The organism is Achromobacter denitrificans NBRC 15125, from assembly GCF_001571365.1.
Classification (GTDB): domain Bacteria; phylum Pseudomonadota; class Gammaproteobacteria; order Burkholderiales; family Burkholderiaceae_B; genus Achromobacter; species Achromobacter denitrificans.
Map to the genome: position 1 here is coordinate 67939 of NZ_BCTQ01000008.1, position 21123 is coordinate 89061.

At 68.2% G+C, this 21123-nt stretch carries 18 protein-coding genes; 13 read left to right on the plus strand and 5 right to left on the minus strand.

From position 1 onward, the window contains the following. Nucleotides 1-100 precede the first annotated feature (100 nt). The 7 genes from ADE01S_RS09010 (at nt 101) to ADE01S_RS09040 (ending at nt 7286) form a co-directional block, all read left to right on the plus strand. Entirely contained in the window at nt 101-1039 is a 939-nt protein-coding gene (locus tag ADE01S_RS09010) for a hydroxymethylglutaryl-CoA lyase (protein WP_062681346.1), read from the plus strand. 10 nt (nt 1040-1049) lie between these two features. Next, complete coding sequence (locus ADE01S_RS09015; RefSeq protein ID WP_062681347.1) at nt 1050-2018, plus strand: SMP-30/gluconolactonase/LRE family protein; 969 nt, start codon at nt 1050-1052, stop codon at nt 2016-2018. Between the two features lie 86 nt (nt 2019-2104). Then, nucleotides 2105-3127, plus strand: coding sequence for a TRAP transporter substrate-binding protein (locus ADE01S_RS09020; protein WP_075873348.1), 1023 nt, complete (start codon nt 2105-2107; stop codon nt 3125-3127). Between the two features lie 10 nt (nt 3128-3137). Then, nucleotides 3138-3731 (plus strand): TRAP transporter small permease, encoded by a 594-nt coding sequence (locus ADE01S_RS09025; protein WP_062681349.1) that lies wholly within the window; start codon nt 3138-3140, stop codon nt 3729-3731. Next, a complete protein-coding gene (locus ADE01S_RS09030; RefSeq protein WP_062681350.1) occupies nt 3728-5008 on the plus strand; it encodes a TRAP transporter large permease in 1281 nt (426 codons plus the stop codon). The genes ADE01S_RS09025 and ADE01S_RS09030 overlap by 4 nt, the downstream gene beginning before the upstream one ends. A 37-nt stretch (nt 5009-5045) precedes the next feature. Beyond that, nucleotides 5046-6224, plus strand: a complete 1179-nt coding sequence (locus ADE01S_RS09035) for a CaiB/BaiF CoA transferase family protein (RefSeq protein WP_062681351.1) — start codon at nt 5046-5048, stop codon at nt 6222-6224. A 96-nt stretch (nt 6225-6320) separates the two neighbouring features. After that, nucleotides 6321-7286 carry a Bug family tripartite tricarboxylate transporter substrate binding protein gene (locus ADE01S_RS09040; RefSeq protein WP_062681462.1) on the plus strand — a complete coding sequence of 322 codons (966 nt, stop codon included), beginning with the start codon at nt 6321-6323 and terminating at the stop codon, nt 7284-7286. A gap of 513 nt (nt 7287-7799) precedes the next feature. Here ADE01S_RS09040 and ADE01S_RS09045 read toward each other — a convergent pair. Continuing rightward, on the minus strand, nt 7800-8078 hold the full coding sequence (locus ADE01S_RS09045) for a hypothetical protein (protein ID WP_062681352.1): 279 nt from the start codon (nt 8076-8078) through the stop codon (nt 7800-7802). Between the two features lie 256 nt (nt 8079-8334). Here ADE01S_RS09045 and ADE01S_RS09050 point away from each other — a divergent pair, with 256 nt between their 5' ends. Beyond that, nucleotides 8335-8949 (plus strand): hypothetical protein, encoded by a 615-nt coding sequence (locus ADE01S_RS09050; protein WP_131828734.1) that lies wholly within the window; start codon nt 8335-8337, stop codon nt 8947-8949. Nucleotides 8950-8966: 17 nt separating this feature from the next. Here ADE01S_RS09050 and ADE01S_RS09055 read toward each other — a convergent pair whose 3' ends face one another. Together ADE01S_RS09055 and ADE01S_RS09060 are read right to left on the minus strand one after the other, a co-directional pair. Further along, nucleotides 8967-9725 (minus strand): alpha/beta hydrolase family protein, encoded by a 759-nt coding sequence (locus tag ADE01S_RS09055; protein WP_062681354.1) that lies wholly within the window; start codon nt 9723-9725, stop codon nt 8967-8969. Continuing rightward, nucleotides 9712-10845, minus strand: coding sequence for a DUF3182 family protein (locus ADE01S_RS09060; protein WP_062681355.1), 1134 nt, complete (start codon nt 10843-10845; stop codon nt 9712-9714). The genes ADE01S_RS09055 and ADE01S_RS09060 overlap by 14 nt, the downstream gene beginning before the upstream one ends. A gap of 195 nt (nt 10846-11040) precedes the next feature. Here ADE01S_RS09060 and ADE01S_RS09065 point away from each other — a divergent pair, with 195 nt between their 5' ends. The 4 genes from ADE01S_RS09065 (at nt 11041) to ADE01S_RS09080 (ending at nt 18923) form a co-directional block, all read left to right on the plus strand. Continuing rightward, the gene (locus ADE01S_RS09065; protein ID WP_062681356.1) at nt 11041-13428 is read left to right on the plus strand and encodes an ATP-binding protein; all 2388 of its coding nucleotides are present in this window, start codon (nt 11041-11043) and stop codon (nt 13426-13428) included. Next, complete coding sequence (locus ADE01S_RS09070) at nt 13425-14057, plus strand: response regulator transcription factor (protein ID WP_062681463.1); 633 nt, start codon at nt 13425-13427, stop codon at nt 14055-14057. The genes ADE01S_RS09065 and ADE01S_RS09070 overlap by 4 nt, the downstream gene beginning before the upstream one ends. Before the next feature lie 16 nt (nt 14058-14073). Further along, nucleotides 14074-14772, plus strand: coding sequence for an Hpt domain-containing protein (locus ADE01S_RS09075; protein WP_062681357.1), 699 nt, complete (start codon nt 14074-14076; stop codon nt 14770-14772). 134 nt (nt 14773-14906) lie between these two features. Beyond that, entirely contained in the window at nt 14907-18923 is a 4017-nt protein-coding gene (locus ADE01S_RS09080) for an autotransporter outer membrane beta-barrel domain-containing protein (protein ID WP_115599003.1), read from the plus strand. Nucleotides 18924-18927: 4 nt separating this feature from the next. Here the strand turns inward: ADE01S_RS09080 and ADE01S_RS09085 are convergent, their stop codons facing one another. Further along, the gene (locus tag ADE01S_RS09085; protein ID WP_062681359.1) at nt 18928-19392 is read right to left on the minus strand and encodes a helix-turn-helix domain-containing protein; all 465 of its coding nucleotides are present in this window, start codon (nt 19390-19392) and stop codon (nt 18928-18930) included. Between the two features lie 315 nt (nt 19393-19707). Between ADE01S_RS09085 and ADE01S_RS09090 the strand changes: the two genes are divergently transcribed. Then, nucleotides 19708-20115: a hypothetical protein gene (locus ADE01S_RS09090; RefSeq protein ID WP_062681360.1), complete on the plus strand. Its 408-nt coding sequence runs from the start codon at nt 19708-19710 to the stop codon at nt 20113-20115. Here ADE01S_RS09090 and ADE01S_RS09095 read toward each other — a convergent pair whose 3' ends face one another. Continuing rightward, a complete protein-coding gene (locus ADE01S_RS09095; RefSeq protein ID WP_062681361.1) occupies nt 20116-20985 on the minus strand; it encodes an EAL domain-containing protein in 870 nt (289 codons plus the stop codon). Between the last annotated feature and the right edge of the window lie 138 nt (nt 20986-21123).

Below are 21123 nucleotides of genomic sequence, written 5' to 3' on the forward strand. Positions count from 1 at the left end.
CTGGGTCGATCACTGAAGATAGTGACCGACAACGCCGTCCCGGACATCGCCGCGCAAGGCCTTTGCGGGCGCAGGAGCCGGGCACCAGGAGACAAGCGCCGTGAGCCTTCCAGACCGGGTTGAAATCGTGGAAGTCGGCTTGCGCGACGGGCTGCAGATCGAGTCCGAATTCGTGCCGACCGACACCAAAGCCGAGATACTGAACGCCCTGATCGACGCGGGCGTCAGGCACTTCGAAGCCACTTCCTTCGTATCGCCGCGCGCGGTGCCGCAGATGCGCGACGCCCACGACGTCCTGGAGAAAGTGCGCAAGCGCCCCGGCGTGGTCCTGGGCGCCCTGGCGCCGAACCGCAAGGGCGTCGAAAACGCGCTCAAGTCCAAGGCCGACGAGATCGTCGTGTTCCTGTCGGCCACCGAAAGCCACAACACCAAGAACCTGAACCGCCCGGTCGAACAATCGCTGCGCGATATCGAGGACATCGCGGCGCTGCTGAAAGATCACCCCATGAAGCGCAAGGGCGCCATCGCGGTCGCCTTCGGCTGCCCCTTCGAGGGCGACGTGGACCTGGGGCGGATCAAGGCCATCTTCTCCCACTTCGCGGGGCTGGGCTTCGACGCGGTGACGCTGGGCGACACCACGGGCATGGCCACGCCCCCGCTGGTGCGCCGCACCGTCGAGGCGCTGCGCGCCGACCACCCCGACATGAAGATCTCGCTGCACTTCCACAACACGCGGGGCATCGGCCTCGTGAACGTCGCCGAAGGGCTGCGCGCCGGCGTCACGTCGTACGAGTCGTCGCTGGCGGGGCTGGGCGGCTGCCCGTTCGCGCCGGGCGCCACGGGCAACATCTGCACCGAGGACCTGGTCTACCTGCTCGACGAAATGGGCGTGGACAGCGGCATCGATCTGCGCGCCCTGATCAAGGTGGCGCAGCGGCTGGAAAGCGTGATCGGCCGCAATCTCCCGGGGCAGCTGATGAAAGCCGGCCCGCGCCTGAACCTGCACGACTACGGCGGCGCCGTCGGCGCGGTCGGTTGAGGAAAGGCGCATGGACAGCCAACCGAATCCCGCCCCCCTGCTGCCCCTGAGCGCGGTGCGCGAAGCCGGCGTCAACCTGAACCGCCCGGAATGCGTGCTGGCCACCGCCGCCGGCGACCTGTACGTGTCGGACAAGGCCGGCGGCATCCGCCACATCCAGCCCGGCGGCAGCGCCCGCCTCATCGGCGCGCAGGCCGGCCTGATCCCCAATGGCTTCGCGCTGCTGCCCGACGGTTCGTTCGCGGTGGCGAACCTGGCCGACGACGGCGGCGTCTGGCGCGTGCAGCGTGACGGCTCGGCCGCGCCCCACATCATGGAAATCGACGGCGTGGCGCTGCCCAGCGTCAATTTCGTCTGGCTCGACGACCGCGAACGGCTGTGGATCTGCGTGAGCACGGTGCGCAAGGGCGACCACCAGTTCAGGCGCGACATCGCCGACGGCTACATCGCGGTGCACGACGGCCGGGGCACGCGCGTGGTGGCGCAGGACGTGCACTGGACCAACGAATGCCGCATGGATCCCACCGGCGCCTACCTGTACGTCAACGAGACCTTCGGCCGGCGGCTGCTGCGCTTTCGCGTCGCCCCCAACGGCGATCTCGGCGAACGCACGGTAATCACCGAATTCGGCAAGGGCACCTACCCGGACGGCATGGCCATCGACGAAGCGGGCCACATCTGGGTGATCAGCGTGGTGTCCAACCGGGTGATACGCGTCAGCCCCGACGGCCGGCAGCAGCTCGTGCTGGAGGACGGCGACCCCGCGCACATCGACAGGCTGGAGACCGAGTACCTGGCCAACCGGCTGAGCCGCCCGATGGTCTACGACAACCACAGCAAGAAGCTCCAGAACATCACCAGCATCGCCTTCGGCGGCCCCGACCGCAAGACCGCCTACCTGGGCAGCATCAACGGCGCGAGCCTGGCGGTGTTCGATTCCCCGGTGGCGGGGCTCAAGCCCGCGCACTGGAACGGGTGACCCGCGCCGACCGCAGCACCCGCCGTCCACCCGGACCAGGCGGATCCACATCACCGGACACTACGACAATGCCGGGGGGAGACATGATGAACAGGAAGCTATCGCCGTTTCTGGCCCGTGGCGCGGCCATCGTGCTGGCGCTGTCGGCCGCCGCCGCGGGCGCGCTCCTGCCCGCCGGGGTTGCGCAGGCCCGCGAGATGAAGATCGCCACCATCGCCGCCTCGAACAGCCCCTGGGACCACGCCATGCGCGCCTTCGCCGACGAAGCCGGCAAGCAGTCCGGCAACGATCTGCAGGTGCACGTCTATACCGACGGACAACTGGGCGACATCAGCAAGATCCTGTCGTCCATGCAGCTGGGCACGCTGGACATGGGTTACTTCGGCCTGGGCTCCGTGGTGCTGCTGCGCGGCGCGCAACCGCTGAACATCCTGTATGCGCCCTATCTCTTCAAGAGCGGCGAACAGGCCGAGCGCATCATCAACAGCGACGAGTTCGCCAAGATCTTCGACGACGTCGCCAAGAAGTCCGGCGTGCGCGTGTTCGCCGCCTTCGGCATCCGCTCGCCGCGCGCGCTCCAGACCGTATCGCGCGCCATCAACAAGCCCGAGGACGTCAAGGGCCTGAAGCTGCGCGTGCCGTCCATCCCCATTCTGAAAAGCACCTTCGAGAAGCTGGGCGCGCAGGTCGTGCCGCTGGGAATGACCGAAATCTACACCGCGCTGGGCCGCGGCATGATCGACGGCCAGGACAACGGCTTCGACCTGTCCATTCCCCTGCGCTTCCACGAAGAAGCCAAGTTCTGGGCCGCCACCGACCATGCCTACGAACTGACCGGCTGGTTCATTTCCGAACGCGTGTGGCAAGGCCTTAACGACAAGCAGCGCCAGGCCCTGATCGACGCAGCCCGGGCCGGCGGCCAGGTCGCCACCCGGCTGGACAAGGAGCTGGACGACAATGCGGTCAAGCTCCTGAAAGACGCCGGCGTCACCTACACGCAGCCGGACAAGGCGGCGTTCAAGGCGGCGCTGGCCACGGTCTACCAGCAGTACGAGGGCAAGGACTGGCCCGCCGGCATGGTGGAACGCATCCAGAAGATGCAGGAATAAGGAGCCCGGCATGAGCGCCCCGATGCCGGCCGCGGCCCGCTCCCGCCCCGCCGCGGCCACCGGATCCGCCTGGCGGGCCCGCGTGCTGCGCGCCGACCGCGTCGTCTGCTGGATCGGCCGGCTGGGCGTGGCGCTCACCCTGGCCGTGGTGCTGGTCTTCTGTTTCGCCCAGGTGCTGGACCGCTACCTGCTGAAGACGCAGTTCGACGCCTGGGACCAGCTCGCGCGCATCGGCATGCTGTGGTGCGCCTTCCTGGGCGCGGCCATGGCCTTGCGCGAACGCCGCAACGTCGTGATCGACCTGATCGACAGCCACTTGTCCGAGCGCGTGCGTCGGGTGCGCGACCGCCTGTTCGACGCCCTGCTGCTGGCGCTGGCCGCGACCCTCTTCTACAAGGGCCTGGACGTGGTCGAGGTAGGCCACTTCCAGGACATCGTCGGCACCCCTTTCACCTACGCCGTGAGCTACGCGGCCCTGACCGCCGGCATGGTTTTCTTCATGCTGTTCCTGGCCTTGCGCCTGCTGATCCCGAACGCGCCGGTTCCGCGCGACGCCTTCGCCCGCGACGAGGGCAACGGCGATCTTCCGGGGACCCACCCATGATCCTGTTTTCGGTGATCCTGTTCATCGTCCTGATCCTGGTCGGACTGGACATCGGCTTCGCGATGATCACCGCGGCCATGATAGGCATGCTGTTCAAGGGCGGCGGCGGCGTGGACATCGTGCAGGCCCCGCTTTCGATGCTGGGCGGCATCGACGAGACCGCGCTGGTGGCGATCCCGCTCTTCATCCTGGCCGGCGAATTGATGAACCGCGGCGGCGTCACGCTGCGGCTCATCAACTGGTCCATGGCCATGGTCGGCCACATGCGCGGCAGCCTGTCGCAGGTTTCGCTGACCACCAACCTCGTCATGGCCGGGATCAGCGGCTCCGCGGTGGCGGACGCAAGCGCCATCGGCACGGCCATGATCCCGTCCATGAAACGCGAAGGCTACCGCCGCGGCTATCCGGAAGCGGTCATCGCCTGCGGCGCCATGCTGGGGCCGATCCTGCCGCCGTCGATCCCCATGATCGTCTACGCGGTGCTGGCCAACCTGTCCATCATCCGCCTGTTCCTGGCCGGCATCATCCCCGGCTTCATGCTGCTGGCCGGCTACATGGCCATCTGCGCCTGGCAGGCGCGCCGGCACGGCTACCAGTCGCGTCCTCGGGCCAGCTGGCCCGAACGGGCGCGCGTGACGCGGGCGTCCATCTGGGCGCTGATGATGCCGGTCCTGATCATCGCCGGCATCCGCTTCGGCCTGTTGACCGACACCGAGGCCGCCGCCTTCGTCGCCGTCTACGCGCTGCTGATCGGCCTGGCCGTCTACCGGGAGCTGAAACCGGGCGAACTGGGTTCGGCCTTCTACGCCGCGGGCCGGACCATGGCCGTCGTCCTGTTCCTGCTGGCCGCCGCCGGCCCCTTCAGCTGGCTGATCAGCGAATCGCGCATCGCCGCCACCATCGCCAAGAGCATCCTGGGCATCTCCGACGAGCCCTGGGTGGTGCTGCTGACGGTGAACGTGTTCCTCATCCTGGTGGGCAAGATCCTGGAACCGCTGCCCGCCATGATCATCACCCTGCCCGCGCTGCTCCCGATCGGCGCGCAGCTGGGCCTGGATCCGATCCAGTACGCCATGATCCTGATCCTCAACCTGATGACCGGCATGCTGACCCCGCCGGTCGGGATCCTGCTGTTCGTCACGTCCGCCGTCGGCCGCACGCCGATCGGCCCCATCGTGCGCGAGATCGTTCCGTTCTTCATCTGGTCGCTGATCGTGCTTGCGCTGATCTGCGCCTTCCCGCCCCTGACCCTGTGGCTGCCCGGCCTGGGCGGCTAGGGCCCGTTTCCTCCCGATAACTGCATAGACACACGACATGCCCCTCACCGGAATCCGCATCCTGGACCTGACCCGCATCATTTCGGGCCCCTACTGCACCTCCATCCTGGCCGACATGGGGGCCGAAGTCATCAAGATAGAAGCGCCCGGGGAAGGCGACCCGGTCCGGCACCAGGGCGTGATCCGGGACGGCCTGAGCTGGTACTTCGCGAACTACAACCGGAACAAGAAGTCGGTCACGCTCGACCTGTACAGCGAGGAAGGCAAGGACATCCTGCGCCAGCTGATCCCGAGCTGCGACGTGGTGATCGAGAACTACCGCCCCGGCATCATGGACCGGATGGGGTTCGGCGACGAGGCCCTGAAGGCGCTGCGCCCGGACATCATCCATTGCAGCATCAACGGTTTCGGCACGTCCGGCCCGTACCGCGACCGCCCCGCCTTCGATTTCATCGCGCAGGCGATGAGCGGCTTCATGAGCCTGAACGGCGGCGAAAACGATCCGCCCATGCGCGCCGGCCCGCCCATCAGCGACCTGGTGGCCGGCATGAACGGCGCGCTGGGCGTGCTGGCGGCGCTGCTGCGCCGAGAACGCACCGGCCGCGGGGATTCCGTCAGCGTCAGCCTGATGTCCAGCATGATAGGCCTGCTCAGCTTCCAGGCCTCCAACTACTTCGCCAGCGGCGAGCTTCCGCCGCGCACCGGCAACGACCACGGCATCGTCGCGCCCTACGGCTTGTTCGAGACGGCCGACGGCCAGGTGGCGATCGCGCCGTCCAACGACGCCATGTACGAGAAGTTCCTCGACGCGCTGGAGCTGCAATCCCTGCGTTCGCATCCGGACTTCCAGGCCAACGCCGACCGCATGCTGAACCGCGATTCCATCAAGGCGGCCATCGAGGCGCGCACCCGCCAGGAGACCAGCCGCTACTGGATCGAGCGCCTGAACCAGTACGGCGTGCCCTGCGGGCAGGTGCTGAACCTGCGCGAGGTGTTCGACGATCCGCAGGTGGCCGACCAGGAAATGGCCATCGACGTCCCGCACCCCGACGGGCAGCGGGTGCGCATGCTCGGGTTTCCGATCAAGTTCGCGGAGTCGCCCTGCCGGGCCCGCGCGCCCGCGCCGTCCCTGGGCGCGGACACCGCCGCGGTGCTGCGCGAACTGGGCCTGCCCGAACCCCGGATCGAGGCGTTGCGCGCCAAAGGGACCATCTAGGGGCGCCGGCGCGCGCCCAGCGAATACGACCGCAGTCCACGACGTCCGGCATCCATGACCGGACGCGCCCACCAAGTAAAGGAGACGACAACCATGATGCTACGTGCCCTGATGTTCTCGGCCTGCGCGCTCGCCGCCAGCGCCCCCGCGGCCGCCGCCGACCCCTATCCCAACCAGCCCATACGGGTCATCGTGCCGTTCACTCCCGGCGGCGGCACCGACTTCCTGTCGCGCACGGTGGCCGCCAAGCTGTCGGATACGGTCAAGTGGAACGTGGTCGCCGAAAACCGGCCGGGCGCCGGCGGCACCATCGGCATCGGCACCGCGGCCCGCGCCAAGCCAGACGGCTACGAGATCGTCATGGGCCAGGTCGACAACCTGGCGGTGGCGCCCTCGCTCTACAGCAAGCTGTCCTACGACCCGCTCAAGGATTTCGAGCCCATCGGCATCGTCGGCGAAGCGCCCCTGGTGGTCGTGGCGGGCAAGAACGGCCCGTACAAATCGCTCAAGGACCTGATCGACGCCGCCAAGAAAGCGCCCGGCACGATCAACTACGGCTCTCCGGGAGCGGGCACCATCACCCACCTGGCCGCCGAACTGTTCCAGCTTCAGGCCGGCATCAAGCTGATCCACGTGCCCTACAAGGGCTCGGGCCCGGCCATGGCGGACCTGCTGGGCGGCCAGGTGCCCGTGATCTTCACCTCCATTCCTTCCGCCGCGCCGCAGATCAAGGCCGGCAGCGCCGTGCCGCTGGCGGTGACGTCGCTCAAGCGCAGCCCCGCCATGCCCGACGTGCCCACCGTGGCGGAACTGGGCTATCCCGACTTCGACGTGCGCGTCTGGTACGGCCTGCTCGCCCCCGCGAAAACGCCCCAGCCCATCATCCAGACCTTGAACAAGGAGTTGAACAACATCCTCGCGCTCAAGGACATCCAGGACGCCCTGGCGGCGCAAGGCGCCACCGCCATGCCGACGACGCCCGCGCAGTTCTCGCAGACGATCGCCGCGGACCACAAGAAATGGCGCGCAGTCATCCAGGCCGCCAACGTCAAACTCGAATAGGCCGCGAAGATCCAGCCGCGGATTGCGGCTGAAAAAGCCCTAGACCAGACGCATGCATCGCCTCGTTCGTACGCACGAGGCTTCCTGGGAGGCCCCTCGCAAACCCGCTGAAAATGCGGGATTGCGGCATTGACAGCGCCAAACCCAGTTGTGACGATGACCCCGGTGCCACAGGTTTCAGCGTGGCGCGAGTACGGGAGGTTCATCATGTCAATATCGTGTAGACGATTGGAGGATGTGATCGCGGTCTCCGGAGCGGGAGTCCAGTACCGGATCGAGAGACATCTCGTTCAGCAGCCCACGACAGATCCGAATGTTGATGCATGCACTGTCTTGACCTGCCGCCTGTCCACCGGCGGCACTGTGACCAGGGAGGGTGACGGCGTGTACCGACTCGAAACAGGCGAAATACTCCGGGCAGTCGCCCGGCGCAGGAAGAAAAGCAAAGACGAAAGCTGAAAACAAAAGCCCGCCGGCGCAAGCAGCGGGCTTTTTGCCGGGCGCGCGGCGCGCCTAGCGGCCGAAAGCGCGCCGCAGGCGCTCGACCTCGGCCAGGTTCAGCCGCCTGGCCTCTGCTTCGGCGTAGTCGCGCTCGCCGGACTCGTATGCCCCTTTGTAGAGGCACTTGCTGCGGTTGGCCTTACACTCGGCGCTGACCCGCGACGCGCTGCCACCGCTGCCGCCGGATGTCTGGGATTCCGACTTGCCGGGGCTGCTGGTCGAGGAGCAGCCGGCAACCAGCGCGGCCACGAACAGCGCGGCGCCGAAGCGCCCCAACGATTGAATCGACATGTGCCCTACCCTTGCGAAAAAGCTTGCAGGCATCTTTATAGCAAGCCCGCCGGGCCAACTCCAAACCGCAAACCAGGGACGGCCCCACGCGTCAAGCGAGGGACAGTCCCCCTCTCCGCCGGGCCGGGCCGCGGCATGCCTGCGCGGAGCCGTAGGTCTTCTTCGCGGGGCGGCTCATGCTTCTGCCCGAGGCCGGACCGATACCCCGGCTTGCGGCCCAGGCGTACAAGTAGGCTCATCACGGAGGGTCGCCATCATGAACCACACAGGCATCGGCACGATTGTCGCGGCATCGCTATGCGTTCTTTCCCAGGCTGCCTTGGCCCGGCCCACGCAAGAGCAGATGGATCGCGTGCGGGCGTTCAATGAAAAGGAACTGCCCAAATGCTACGCCCTGCCCGAGGCGCAGGCGAAGGCCTGCGTGGACGAGGTGATACGGAAAGGGACGCAGATGCTGCAATCGCCTGCGAGCCAGCCCGGGCCGGCCAAGGAAGCGTCTGCCGGCAAGGCGGTCCCGGCCACCCTGGTGTACGAATGCAATGTGCCGGCGTTCGCGCAATCCAGCATGACGTCCTCGCTGGCGATCTGGCGCGATGCCAACGCGCGCTACTTCGCCGTCTCCAGCCGCGACCCGGCGACGCTGTACCCGCTCAAGGCGCAGGGAACGCCGGGCAAAGGCAACGCGGGATTCACGTTTCCCAGCGGCGCCTCCATGACGGTCGCGGCCAACGGCTGGACCACGACGAGCCAGGACCAGATCCACAACAAGAATTCGCTTTACGGCAAGGTGTCCGCCAAGCCCAATACCGAGCCCGGCCAGTGCCGCCTGTCCAATGGCAAGACCACCAAGACGTTCAACCTGAAGAACTGACGCGCGCGGCCCGGCATTCAGAAGCCACCGCGCCCTTCACCCATGCGCGCGCCCGTCACCATCTCCGTCACCCAGTTGACCAGGATGGAGGTATAGGCCCGCTGCGCGGGCTTCTCGCTCAAGGCGTGGTCCGCGCCATCGATGATGCGATGCGTCAGCGAATGAGACCGGCGGAAGGCGGCGCGGTAGCTCATGATGGTGGAGTGCGGGATGTAGCTGTCGTGCTCGGCCTCCACCAGCAGCACGTCGCCGGAAAACTCGGTGCACGCCTTCAGCGCGCGGTTCTCTTCGGCCGGAACGTAGGCGCTGCGATAGGCGCGCAGCGTCTCGCGGTTGAGCTGGTTCTTCGGCAGCAGCCATTCGTCGTCGCGGTACAGCGCCGGCACGTGCAGCGCCAGCCAGCGCACGCGCCGCAGCGTGCACAGCAACGCGGCCAGGTACCCGCCGTAGCTGCTGCCCACCACCGCGATCGAACCCGAATCCAGCGAAGGATGGCACGCCAGGCGGTCATAGGCCGCCACCACGTCGCGCAGATTGTCCTCGCGCGTGACCTGGCGCTGCTGCGCCTGCGTGGCGGCATGCCCGCGCAGGTCGAAGGTCAGGCACACGCAGCCCAGCGCGGCGATACCCTTGGCGCGCGACAGGTCGAATTCCTGGCTGCCGCCCCAACCGTGGATGAACAGCACGCCCGGCACCTTGTCTTCCGGGGTGAGGAAGGTGCCGTCCAGCGCCACGCCGTCGACCTCCAGCGCGATGGCATTGCTATGCGCCGCCATCGCCTGCCTCCAGGATGCCGCCGGACTTGCTGATCGGGCCGACGGCCGTATCCACGCCGTGGAACACCAGGCGCTGGGCGGTCGGCGCCGTCACGTCCGCGCCATAGCGCTCCCGGGTCTCGGCGCGCACCTCCTTCAAGCCCGGCGACAGCGCGAAGGCCTGCATGGCGGCAAGTTCGGCGATGCTGGCACCGCCCGCCCGCCACGACTGCTCCAGCACGCCGGCGCGGGCCGCGCCGCCGGCGCCGAGCCCGAACGCCACGTCGTAATTGCGGCGGGAAGCCAGCAACTCGGGATAGGCGGCCGACACCGCCGCGTCGTAGCGGCACGCCATGTCGACCGCGTGCCGTTCACGTTCATCCAGCGGCAAGGCACGCAGCGCGTCGAAGCCGCCGCGCGCCACGCGCAGCGCCGATCCGCCATAGACCGCATTGCCCTCGTTGTCGTCGGTGAGTTCCTGCGTGCCGACGTACGCGATTTCCATCTTGCCGACGCGGGCCCAGCCCACGCTGTAGGTCTCGACCTCGGCCAGGTCCTCTTCCAGCACCACGCCCAGCCGCTCCATGATCCACGGCGACAGCGCGGCCACCGCGGCCCGCAGCGCCGCCTCGTCGCGCGCCACCACCTGCCCGCGCCCGGCCGAGGCGTCCGCCGGCTTCAGGCGCAGCGGGCCGCGCCGCAGCAGGCGTTGCCCCGCCGCCAGCGCATCCTCGGCGCAGAACGCCGTGTAGCCGGCCAGCACGACGTCGCGCAGCGCATCCGGCAGCGCAACGGCCCACGCCCGGGGCGCCCGGGCTTGCGGCCCGATCAGGCCGTGGCTGATCGACTTCGTCGCCACGAAGGCGTGCGGCACCACGCCGCCGTACAGGTCGGCGGCCCGCCTGATGCCCAGCACGGCGGCGCGCGCCGTCCCGACGATGCTGCGGTCGGGCACGTAGTACGGCGGCGGCTCCTCGCGATGGCGGCTGGGACGGTAGCCGGGCGCGAAGCGCCTGCCCAGCAGCGCGGCCAGGCGGTGCGCCAGCGCGTCCTGCGAGGCGGCTTCGTGCTCCGAGGCACCGGCTCGCCGGGGATAGGCGGCCACGGTGCCCGCGGCCTGGGGAGTGGATTTGCGCGTCATGCGAGCCGGCGCAGCAAGCCGCGTTCCCGGCCGGCCGGCGCGGGCTGGATTCGAAAACGGATTCAAAAATTTAAGGGACGGGAATTCATCCATTCGGCGGTATGCTAGTCGCCAGCACGGTTAAGCCGCGCGCGGACCCGGTACCTAGGCATCAGAGCTTGCACCATCGTCATCGATCAGAGTGAGCGCAAAAGCATGTCCTTGTCCAATCTGGAAGCCGTTCTTGGCGGCACAGCCCTCCTCCTCCTGGGCGCCGCGCTGGTATTGCTGTATTACGCCCGCAACACCATGGCCGAAGCCCGGCGGCTGCGCGGCCGGCTCCAGGCCGCGGGCGCCTCGGCCCAGGTGCAGGCCGGGCTGCTGGACGTAACGCCCACGCTGATCGCCGCGCTGGACGGCATGCACCGCTATCTCGCCGTCAACAAGGCCTTCGAGGAAACCGTCGGGTCGGACCGCAGCCAGCTCATCGGGGTCGAAGCCAGCCGCCTTCCCGGAGAGGCCGGCTCCCTCGGCGCGCAACTGGAGAATTTCGCGGCGCAGTGCGTGATCACCGATCAGGCGATCACCGAAGTCATCAATTTCCGCACGGCCAGCGGGCGCTTCGTGGACGGCCTGCTGATTGTCCGCCCCTATTATTCCGAGGACGCCAAGCGGGGCGCGCTGGTGGCGGTGGTGGACATCTCGGCGCGCCTGGCGGCCGAACGCGAGGCCCGCGAGATCAAGGATACGGTGGAAGACCTGGTCGCCACGCTGCCGATGGCGTTCTTCCGGCTGCGGGAGGAAATCGACGGCAATCGCCGGATCTCCTACCTGGTGGGCCACACCGATCGCTTCCTGCGCACTTCGCTCAACCAGATCCACATGAATTCGGGCGGCCTGCCCCGGTCGAACGTGCTGGAAGACTACTGGCCGGCCGCCCGCGCCGCGCTCGAAGAGTCCCGCAGCGGGCATACGCCCATCCAGATCGATCTGCCCATGCACCGCCCCGAGGACGAAGGCTGGCTGCGCATCGGCACCGCGGTTCCGCGCAGCCCCGCCGAGGGCGTCACGGAATGGAACGGCTACCTGCTGGACGTGACGCAAGAGCATCGCGACGGCCTCGCGCTGAGCCAGGCCAAGGCCGCGGCGGAGGCCAACGCCGAAGCCAAGTCCCGCTTCCTGGCCGTGATGAGCCATGAAATCCGCACGCCCCTGGCGACCGCGGTCGGCGCGCTGGAAATGCTGCGGAACTCGCCCCTGGACGCCACCCAGCATCAACACGTGGAACTGGCCGACAACGCCTCGCACCTGTTGATGGAAATCATCGGCGACGTGCTCGATTTTTCACGCCTGGAGGCCGGGCAGCTCGCCGTCGAGGCCATTCCCTTTTCGATACGGGAACTGTTCGACCAGGTGCTGCCGATTTTCTCGCCCGGCGCGCGGCGGCGCGGGCTGACCCTGGATCTGTGCATCGCGCGCGAGGTGGCCGCCGAATTCGTGGGCGACCCGGTGCGGATCAAGCAGATCGTCATCAACCTGGTGGGCAACGCGGTGAAATTCACCGCAACCGGCGGGATCGTGGTGTCGGTCTCCGTCGATCCCGACCTGGCTCCGGGCGACGGCGCCGGCCAGCAGCTGATCATCTCCGTCGCCGACACCGGCATCGGCATCACCCGCGAGATGCAGCACCGCCTTTTCGACCCCTTCGCCCAGGGCGATGCCTCCATCGCCCGCAAGTTCGGCGGCAGCGGCCTGGGGCTGGCGATCAGCATGCGCCTGGCCCGCCTGCTGGGCGGCGACATCCGCGTGGAAAGCCAGGAAAACCGCGGCAGCGTCTTTGAAACGCGCTTGCCCTTGCAGGTCACGCGGCCGTCGGACGCCGAGCCCGCGGTAGCCGGCAAGCGGATCGCCATCGAGGTGCGCCGCAACCAGGATGAAAAGGCCTTGCGGGCCTATGCCGAAACGCTGGGGTTTTCGCTGGTCCACGCCCACGAGGACGCCGACGCGCGCATCGTGGACGCCGACAGGCCGATGCCGCCGGGCGGCCCGCCCGTCATCCAGCTGGTGCAGGAAGGCCCGCCCGCCTCCGCCGCCGCGCGGACGCCCCAGATCCTCAGCGGCAATCCGATACGGTGGCAGGAGTTCCGGAAAATCTGTCTTACCATATTGCAATTGAATTGTTCGGTTACTCGAATGCCCGCCGGTTTGCCGGAGAATTCCAAAGACGGCCCGCCGCTGCGGATCCTGGTGGTGGAGGACCACGCGCCCTACCAGATCGTCGTCCGCAACCTGCTGGAAAAACTGGGAGGCGCCCCCGACGTCGTCGCCAACGCATCGGACGCCTTGCAGCTGATGGAACGGAATCGCTACGCCCTCGTCATTACCGACTGCCATCTGCCCGGCATGGATGGATTCGAACTGGCCCGGAGCATACGGAAACTGGCCGACCCGGGACTGCGCGGCCTGCCGGTCATCGGACTGAGCGCGGACCTGTCGCCGGACCATGTGCAGCGGTCGCGCGAGGCGGGCATGAATGATTTCCTGGTCAAGCCCGTCAACCTGGCGACGCTGCGCGCCTGCATAGAAAAATGGACCCGACCGTGACCACCGTACTCATCGTCGACGATCACCCCTCCCTGCGCCTGGTGCTGAAAATGCACTTGTCCCAAGTGCTGGGCGTGACGCAAATACTGGAAGCCGACAACGGTCAGTCCACCATACAGGCCGTGAAGGATTCGGCCCCGGGCCTGGTCATCCTGGACATCGATATCCCCAAGATCAACGGGCTGGACGTGATTCCGCGCATCCGCGCCATCGATCCGGCCATCCGCATCCTGGTGGTCTCCGGCCAGGACCAGGCGGTGTTCGCGCCGCGGGTCAAGATGGCCGGGGCGGACGGCTACGTCAGCAAGGCGCAGGATATCTCCGAGATCGTGCGCTGCGTCGAGGCCATCCTGGCGGGGTATTCGGTGTTTCCTAACACCGACGGGCCGCACGCCGGGCGTCCGAAACGCGCCACCCAGAACGTCGACCGCCTGAATCGCCTGTCCGACAAGGAAATCGTCATCATGCAGATGCTGGCGCGCGGCCTGTCCAACAAGGAAATCGGCGAGGCGCTCTTCATCAGCAACAAAACCGTCAGCACGCACAAGACCCGCATCATGGGGAAACTGGAAGTGCAGACCCTGGTGGAGCTCGTGGATTTCGCGCGGGAATGCCACATCGCTCCCTGACGTCTCCCGGCCGCCGATGAATCGCGCCCTGATCCTGGGAAAACGCCATGCCCGCATGGCGGAACTGGCGGGCCTGCTCGATGGCCTCGGCCTGCGGGCGCAACTGCACGCCGCCGACCTGGGGGCCGGCCCCGAGGCCCGGCCCCGGGTCCTGCTGGCGGACGAGGATGCCGACGGCCTCCAGGAGGGGAAACTGCCCGCGGGCGTCTCCGACATCCCGATCCGGATCGCCATCTCCGGCTCCGGCTCTCCCGTGCCGGGCATGCAGGCCGTGGTGATGCCCCCGGCCACCGAAGCCAGCCTGGCCCGGGCCCTGCTGGATACCGGCTACTACCTGCCCGCGGACGCGGAGTGCGCCGCCATCGCGGCCACGCTGCATGACCTCGTCGAGGGCGACAGCGCCATCGTCGGGGAACTGATCGACAGCCTGATCGCGACCGGCGAGGCCGACATCGCCGCCTACCGGGCGCGCTGCGCCGAGGGAAACTGGCTTGCCGCCGGCGCCCTGGCCCACCGAATCAAGGGCACGGCGCGCATGGCCGGCTGCGCTTCCCTCACCCGCCTGAGCGAACGCATCGAGGCGGCCTCGCGCGCGGAGGCCGACAAGCTGCTGCCCGACCTCAACGCGATCTTCGCGCCGGGCGTGGACCGCCTGTGCGCCGCGCTGCGCGAACTGCGGCGCGCTCCCCCCTCCTTCGGAAATTTCGCCAGATAGTTTGGGCGGCTTCCCAATCGACGATTTCTGCCGCGGACCCATACTTTTTCCAAGGGCGCCGCGGACACTGGCTTTCCCGCGTCCCGGGCGTCGCGCCGCATGGCACGAACGCCACCTGACTCGTGGAATTCATCATGTCCCCGCTTTTCTCCTCCGCGCCCGCCATCCGGCCGGCGCTCACCGAAGCCCCTCAGCGGCAGACCGGCAGCCCTCTCCCGAAGCACTCGCAGGACAGGCTGCGCTCGCCCTTCCTGTTCTCCGTCGCGTCCCTGCTGACGCTGGCCGGCGTGCCCCCCGCCTCCTCGCAGACCATAGACGGCGGCGCCGTCGTCAGCGTGCCCGGCACGCACACTTCGCCCTGGACCATCGCGGGTTCGCTCTCGGTCGGCAATACCAGCAGCGGCACGCTGAACATCAACGCCGGCGGCTCCGTTTCCAGCGGCTCCGGCTTCATCGGCCGTCAAGCCGGCAGCACGGGCACGGTGACGGTGAGCGGCGCAGGGGCGCAATGGACGACCGGCCCGGGCCTCAATATCGGGAACATCGGCACTGGCACGCTGAACATCTCGAATGGCGGCCGCGTGACCAGCACGACCAATACCTATCTGGGCGTGGCCGCCGGCAGCAGCGGCACCTTGACGATCAGCGGCGCGGGTTCCCAGTTGAACACCGCCGGCTTCATGCGCGTGGGCCAGACGGGCCACGGCGTCATGCAGATCACGGGCGGCGCCGTCGTGACGAATGGGCTGGGCTACGTCGGCTACGACACGACCGGCATCGGCGTGGCGACGGTAAGCGGCGCGGGGTCGCAGTGGAACAGCAGCGCCGAACTCAGCGTCGGCACCATGGGCAAGGGCCAGCTCATCATCTCCAATGGCGGCGCCGTGTCCAGCACGCTCGGAACCATAGGCAGCACCGCGAGCGCGACGGGCTCGGTCACGGTCGACGGAACCGGCTCCTCGTGGACCAACTCCAGCACGCTCACGGTGGGCCATGGCGGCTCGGGCGCGTTGACCATTTCGAACAATGCCGTGGTCACCGCGGCAAGCGCCAGAGCGGGCGTGACCGCCGGCTCGCAGGGCGTCATCAACATCGGCGCGGCTGCCACCGACGCCGCGGCCGCGCCGGGCAGCCTGGTGCTGACCAGCGCCTCCCCGTCGGTGACGCTGGGCTCGACCGGCTCGCTCGTCTTCAACCACACCGACGCCAGCGGCGGCTATCTGTTCACGCCGGTGATATCGGGCGCCGGCCGCGTCGGCGTCTATAGCGGCGCCACCGTCCTGACCGGCGACAACACCTATACCGGCGGCACGACGATCCAGGGCGGGATCCTGCAACTGGGCAATGGCGGCACCTCCGGTTCCATCGCCGGCAACGTACTGAACAACGCCATCCTGAAGTTCGACCGCTCCAACAGCATGACGGTCGCGGGCCTCATTTCGGGGTCGGGCACGGTCGAACAGGCCGGCGCCGGCACCACGATACTGACGGCAAACAACGTCTACACGGGCGGCACCACCATTTCCAGCGGCACCCTGCAACTGGGCAACGGCGGCGCCACCGGTGCCATCGTCGGCGACGTGGCCAATAACGGCACGCTGGTCGTCGACCGTTCCAACACCCTGACACTGGCGGGCGCGGTCAGCGGCACCGGCGCGGTCCATCAGGACGGCGCGGGCACCACCATCCTGACGGGCGGCAACACCTACACGGGCGGCACCACCATCTCCGCCGGGACCTTGCAGCTCGGCAACGGCGGCGCCACGGGATCCATCGTGGGCGACGTGACGGATAACGGCAGGCTCGTGTTCAACCGTTCCGACACCCTGACCTTTGCCGGCGCCATCTCCGGCACGGGCGCCGTCGCGCAGACCGGGACCGGCACCACGGTCCTGACCGCGGACCACAGCTATGCGGGCGGCACTACGATCTCCGCCGGAACCTTGCAACTGGGCAACGGCGGCACCACGGGTTCCATCGTCGGCGACGTGACGGACAACGGCACGCTGGCCTTCGATCGTTCCGATACCGCGACCTTCGCGGGGCTCATCTCCGGCACGGGCGGCGTCGGGCAACAGGGCGCCGGCACCACGGTGCTGACGGCCGACCATAGCTACACGGGCGGCACCAGGATCTCCGCCGGGACCTTGCAGCTCGGCAACGGCGGCACCACCGGTTCCATCGTCGGCGACGTGACGGACAACGGCAAGCTCGTGTTCAACCGTTCCGACACCCTGACCTTTGCCGGCGCCATCTCCGGCACGGGCGCCGTCGAGCAGCATGGCGCCGGCACCACGATCCTGACGGCGGACAGCAGCTACGCCGGCGGCACCACGATTTCCAGCGGGGTGCTGCAACTGGGCGACGGCGGCGCCACAGGCGCCATCATGGGCGACGTGCTGAACCAAGGCGCCCTGGTCTTCAATCGCGCGGACGCCGTGACCTTCGCGGGCGTCGTGTCCGGCGCGGGCGAGGTGCGCCAGATAGGCGCCGGCGTCACCATGCTGACGGCGCACAACACCTACGGCGGAGCCACCTCCGTCGAGGCCGGCGTGCTGCGGGCGGGAACGCCCGCGGCGTTCAGCCCGTCGTCCGCGATGACCGTCGCGGCCGCCGGCACCCTGGACCTGAACGGCTACAGCCAGGCCGTCGCAGGCCTGAGCAATGCGGGGCGGATCTCCATGGGAACGGGAACCTCGCCCGGCACGACGCTGACCACGCCGAACTACGTCGGCCACGACGGCACCATCGCGCTCAACACCTATCTGGGCGCCGACGGCTCGCCGTCCGACCGCCTGGTGATCGATGGCGGCGCCGCGTCGGGAACGTCCACCCTCCTCGTCGAAAACGCCGGCGGGCCGGGCGCCGTGACCACCGGCAACGGCATTCGCGTCGTCGACGCCATCCATGGCGCCACCACCGCGGCCGGCGCGTTCGCGCTCGGCAATCCCGGGGGCTACATCGCGGCCGGCCCCTACGCCTACCGGCTGTTCCGCGCCGGCGTCGACGGCAACGGCCAACAGAACTGGTACCTGCGCTCGACCGTGGACTGCGCCTCGGCCCCGTCCCACCCCGCGTGCCCGCAGCCAGACCCGGAGCCGGACCCGAATCCCAATCCGGATCCCAACCCGGCCCCCGGCCCCACGCCTCCCGCGCCGCCCGACTATCGGCCCGAAGTGTCGGCCGCCGTCGCCACGCCGACGCTGGCGCTGCGCTATGGCGATGCGCTGCTGGACTCGCTGCACGAGCGCATGGGCGAAGAGCGTATGTTCCGCCCGGGCATCGCCAGCGACGCCGCGCCCCTGGCATGGGGCCGCGCCATCGGCGTCACCGGCAAGCGCGACGCCGGCCAGGCAGGCATCTACGGCTCCAAGGGCCCCGACTACGACTATCGGGTCTACGCCTTGCAAACCGGGGTCGACCTCTACCAGCGGCAAGCCCCTTCCGGCAGCATCGATCGCGCCGGAACCTACGTCGCCTTCGGCCGCGCCAGCGCCGACGTCACCCATGCCGGCGGCCGCGACGCGGGCGACGCGCAGCTCGACGGCCTCTCGCTGGGCGGCTACTGGACGCATATCGGCAAGGACGGCTGGTACACCGATGCCATCATCCAGGGCACGAAGTATCACGTCGACAATGCCCGCTCGCCATCCGGCTTCGACGTCCGCACCCGCGGCCACGGCCTGGGCGCGTCGCTGGAGGGCGGCTATCCCTTCCGTCTCAACGACGAATGGGTCATCGAGCCGCAGGCCCAGCTGAGCTACCAGAAGATCAATCTGAACGACGCCAACGACGGCGTGGCCCGCGTCCGATTCAGCGACGTCGACAGCCTGCGAGGCCGCGTGGGCGTGCGCGTGGCGCGCATGGTGGAACTGGACTCCAGCGGCCAGAACCGGCGCGTCGCCACGACCTGGCTGCGCGCCAGCCTCGTCAACGAGTTCCTCGCGAACCCCGCCACGGCATTCTCGTCGCAGGGCGGCGAGGTGCCGTTCCGCGCCGACATGAGAGGGCTCTCGGCCCAGTTCAACCTCGGCGCGGACGTGGGCGTGAAGCGCAACGTATCGCTCTACGGCAGCGTGGGTTCGGAAGTCAGCCTTCGCGGCGAAGGCCATAGCCTGAACGGAAAACTCGGCGTGAAAATCGCCTTCTAGGAGGTCACTTCGCGAAGCCGGCGTACTTCTCGCTGGAGACGCGGGCGCGGCCCTGGCGCGATGCGAGGGCCTGCGCTTCGAGCAGTTGCCACGCTTCGACGTGCAGCGCCTTGGCCAGCGCGCCCACCGTCCACTCGCAGATGGTCACGTCGCCGCGGTCGATCGCCTGCAGGGTGGCGGAGCTGGTGTCCGTCCGGAGCTGCAGCGTCCGCATCGAAATCCCGCAATAGTTGCGCCAGGCCCGCAGCGCGCTCGCGCCGCCCTCGACGATGGCATTGCGGATGGGCTCCGGCAAGACTCCGGCGGGGCCGTCCTCTTCCGGCGGAGCAACCGTCGTCAACACCAGGGGCTGACGCAGGCCGCCCAGGCCGAACGCCTGCGGCGCCGGAGAATCGACGGCGCGGGCATGGGCGTCGGACCGCAAGCCGCGCCCCGCCGCGATGGGCCGGGAATGAAAAATGGACAGCATAAGGAAATTCCACTGTGTTGAATTCTCGGGCGAGGAAGGCTGCCCGCGCCTCATCGTGCCCATGCTCCACGGCACTCGTACGGAGCATAGAGATGCGCGCCATCGACACGTGTAGGAAGACGCCAAATCGGCTTGCGGAAATTTCCGAATCGTTCCGGCCGCAAAGCGGCAGACCATCGGTCCGCTACGAAATCTCCTACTAGATCGTCGGAAATTTCCTAGGTGTTCCCATATTGCTATCGCTGCAAACTTGTCTCATCGCAACGTCGACGCTTCGCGCCGGCGCAGCCAGGGGTAGATAACAGGGAGAGCGATATGCTGGCCAATACGATAATAATTACCGACAGGCTTTCCGATTACCGCGACTTCCAGGAAGCACTGCGACGACAGACCGCCCCGACCGTGTGGCTGATCGAAGCGCAGGACCTGCGTTTTTTCGAGCACGAAACGTATCCGCAGCAACCCGACCTTGTGCTGCTGGACATCGCCGAAAGCGTGACCCGCTGCCTGGCCGCCACGGTAAGGGTGCGGGCGCTGTTCCCTTGCGCGAAAGTGGCGGTCCGTGCCGAACCCCGATGGAAGAACTTCGCGTACCTCGCCGTGCAGGCGGGCGCCCACGGCGTAATCGACGCCGCGGCCTACGGCACTACCCGGAACTTGTCCGTGCTGATCGATTCCATCCTGGCCGGCAACCTCGTGTATCGGAACATCAGCGAGCCGTGATCAATACCCTGCCACGCACGGGCGCCCCGGCTCCAGCCTGCGGCATTGCGCGCAAGACACCGGCATGGCGGATCCCGCCCCCGCGTCGGCCAGCGCCGCCAGCCGCGAAAGCGGCATCGGCCTGCCCAGCAAATAGCCTTGGCCGTGGCCGCAACCCAGCGCTTGCAGCGCGCGCAGTTCGGCCGAAGTCGAGATCCCTTCCGCCACGACGCGCCATCCCATCCTCTCGCCGAGCGCCAGCGCGAAGCGCACGGCTTCGCGGGCGACGAGACTGTCGTCGACCCGCGCCACCAGTTGCCGGTCCAGCTTGAGCTCGTCGATATCCAGGCGGGCCAGCATGGCCAGGTTCGAATAGCCGGAGCCGAAGTCGTCCAGCGCCACTTCGCAGCCCCAGGCCCGCAAGCGCGCCATGGCCTCGCACAGCCCGGGTCGGCCTTCCATGGCCATCTCTTCCGTCAGCTCGATACGGATGTGCGAGGGAGGAATCCGCCGCCGCAGCGCTTCGCGCCGCAGGAACGCCAGGCTGCGCGGACCGGCCAGCGTCCGGGCGCAGGCGTTGATCGCGATCGGGATGAAGATGCCGTGGCAGTTCAGTACCCGGATGGCGTCCAGCGCCAGCGAGCAAACCCGCTCGAAGAACGCCTGCTCCAACCCCAGGCTATGGATGGCCGGCATGAAGTCCGCCGGCGGGACGTCGCCCTTTTCGGGGTGCGACCAGCGCGCCAGCGCTTCCGCCGACGACAGCCGGCCATTGCGCAGGTCGTACTGGGGTTGGAATTCAAGGTGCAGCGGCGGTCCGTCCTCGAACAGCGCCTGAACGTCGCGGTCCGTCACGAGCGGGGCCGAGGGGCGACAAGGCAACGAAGTCATGCCGGGTTCCTGGAATCGGGCTGGGCCGGGTGCCATGACTGTAATGGCGGGCAGGCATGCCGTACGTGGGAAATTTCACATTGGGGATGCGCGGCGCGTATGAAATTTCGACAAATCGTTCGGACATTTCCACGGCAC